2 protein-coding genes and 1 pseudogene are annotated in these 2,643 nt (G+C 77.1%); all 3 read left to right on the forward strand.

All coding sequences use genetic code 11. From position 1 onward, the window contains the following. On the forward strand, positions 1 to 1,704 hold a 1,704-nt coding region (locus ABZ914_RS49925; protein WP_500201609.1), incomplete at its 5' end, for a RelA/SpoT family protein. Between the two features lie 34 nt (positions 1,705 to 1,738). Beyond that, positions 1,739 to 2,191, forward strand: a complete 453-nt coding sequence (locus ABZ914_RS49930; protein ID WP_500201610.1) for a universal stress protein — start codon at positions 1,739 to 1,741, stop codon at positions 2,189 to 2,191. A 61-nt stretch (positions 2,192 to 2,252) separates the two neighbouring features. After that, positions 2,253 to 2,643: pseudogene (locus ABZ914_RS49935) on the forward strand (hypothetical protein); the annotation flags it as partial.

Below are 2,643 nucleotides of genomic sequence, written 5' to 3' on the forward strand. Positions count from 1 at the left end.
GCGCCGCGCGGCCCGGTCCGGCTGCCGCTGCGCCGCGCCCGAACCGCCCTCGCGAGCGACCCCGTCCGCCCCGCCGTCGCGCCGCTCCTCGCCGTCCACCGGTCCGCCTGCCCGGGCGGCGACGAGGCGGAACTGCTGCGCGGCTACGAGGTCGCCGAGCGCCTGCACCGCGGGCAGCTCCGCAAGTCGGGCGCGCCCTACATCACCCATCCGCTGGCCGTCGCGATGATCCTCGCCGGGATGGGGATGGACACCACCACGCTCGTCGCCGCGCTGCTGCACGACACCGTCGAGGACACCCCCTACACGCTCGGCGAGCTCCGCGCCGACTTCGGCGAGGAGGTCGCCGTCCTCGTCGACGGCGTGACGAAGCTGGACGGCAGCCGGTGGGGCGAGCGCGCCGAGGCCGAGACGTTCCGCAAGATCGTGCTCGCGGCGGCGGCCGACCTGCGCGTCCTGGTCATCAAGCTGTCGGACCGGCTGCACAACCTGCGGACCCTGCGCTACCGGCCCGCGCACAAGCGGGCCCCGTACGCCAAGGCGTCGCAGGAGTTGCTCGTCCCGTTCGCCGAGCGGCTCGGCATCCACGTGCTGAAGCGGGAAATGGACGACCTGGCGTTCGCCGCGCGCGCCCCCGAGGAGCACGCCGCGACCGCGAGCGCCGTCCGGGCCGCGCTGCGGCGGGCCGACGCGGCCTTCGCGCCCGCCGTCGCGCGCATCCGCGACGCGCTCGCCGAGCACGGCGTCCGCGCGCGCGTGCAGATCCGGCCGTCGCACCTGTACGCGGTGCACGAGACGTTCGGCGGCCATCTCGCGGGGCTGCGGCCCTGCGAGGCGGCGCGGCTCCTGCTGCTGGTCGACGGCGAGGAGCGCGACTGCTACATCGCGCTCGGCGCGGTGCACGCCGCGCTGCACCCGGTCGCCGGGCAGGTCCGCGACCACATCGCGATGCCGAAGGACAACATGTACCGGTCGCTGCACACGCGCGTCATCAGCCCGGACGGCGACCCGTTCGACGTGATCGTGCGGAGCGAGGCGATGCACCCGGTCGCCGAGTACGGCATCGTCGCGCACATCCGGCAGGCCCGCGACGACGCCGCCACCGCCGACGCCGTGGCGGGCCGCCGCGACCTGGCGTGGCTGAGCCGGCTGCTGGCCTGGCAGTCCAACGCGCCGTCCGCCGACTTCCTGGACGGCCTGCGCGCCGACCTCGCCGCCGGGCACCTCGCCGCGTTCGCCCCGGACGGCCGCGCCGTGCCGCTGCCGGAGGGCGCGACCGCGCTCGACTTCGCCTACGCGCTGGACCCCGGCACCGGCGACCGCTGCATCGGCGCCGTCGTCAACGGCCGGCTCGCGCCGATGTCGGTGCAGGTCCGCAGCGGCAACGTGGTGGAGGTGCTCACCGACCCGGCCGGCTCCCCGTCCGAGGACTGGCTGGACTTCGCCGTGACGGTCCCGGCGCGCATGCACATCCGGCGGAGCCTCGCGCTGCGGCGCGCGGAGGAGGCGGCGGACGCGGGGCGCCGCGCCCTCGTGCGGGCGCTGGCGCAGCGGCGGCTCGACCTGCTCGCCGCGGAGGCGCGCGGCGACTCGCTGGCCGTCGCCCGCGACCTCGGCTACGGCGAGATCGAGCAGATGTACGGGGCGCTGGCGGCCGGCGCGCTCGGCCTCGACGACCTGGTGGCCCGCTTCACCCGACTCTGACATTCCCGACTACCCTGGTCCGCGTGATGATCGCATGAGCGGCGAAGGGCCGTTCGAATACGGCGTGGACGGGCCGAAGGTGATCGTGGCCGGCGTCGACGGGTCGGAGACCTCGCTGCACGCCGGCGCGTACGCGTGGGGCCTGGCGCGCCGCGGCGGCGCGCGGCTGATCCTCGTGCACGTGGAGCGCATCGCCGCGCTGTCCACCCTCACCGCCGGCGGCGCCGCGGTGATGCGGGAGGCCGGCGAGGCCATCGCCGAGGACCTGCGCCGCGAGCTGGAGCGCGCCGCCGAGCGCGCCGACGTCCGGTACGAGTTCGTCACCGAGCAGGGCGACCCGTTCACCGTGATCTCCCGCATCGCCGACGAGGCCCGGGCGGACGCGGTGTTCGTGGGCGCGGGCGCGCAGGCCGGGCACCGGCTGATCGGGTCCGTCGCGGTCCGGCTGGTCCGCACGGGCCGCTGGCCGGTGACCGTCGTCCCGTGACCCGGCCGCGGTCGGCGGCGCGGCGGCCAGGTTGGACGGCGGCGCCGGGGGAAGTGGTCGGGTGAACCGTGCGGAGGACGAGGCGGGGGCGGCGATGTCGGAGCCTTACCTGACGGAGGTCGGCTGGGCTGGGTCCGCGCTCCGCGTCGCCGGCGCGATCAGGCGCGACGACGACCTGCCGGCGGCGCCGGAGATGGAGTTGCTGCTGCGCGAGCGCGACGGCGACGGGCTGCTGCGGCTCCCCGCGTCCGTCGGCGCGGAGGACGGCCTCGTCACCTTCGAGGCGCTGGTGGACGTCGCGGCCGTCGAGCGCGGCGAACCGCTGCCCGGCGGGCTCTGGGACGTCGACCTGGCGATCGGCACGCCGCCCGAGGGCCGCGTCGTCGCGCGCGGGCCCGCGCGCGCGCCCGGCCGCGACACCCCCCCGCCGCGGCGGGGCCAGCCCGGCGCGG

Source organism: Spirillospora sp. NPDC046719, assembly GCF_040645715.1.
GTDB lineage: Bacteria > Actinomycetota > Actinomycetes > Streptosporangiales > Streptosporangiaceae > Spirillospora.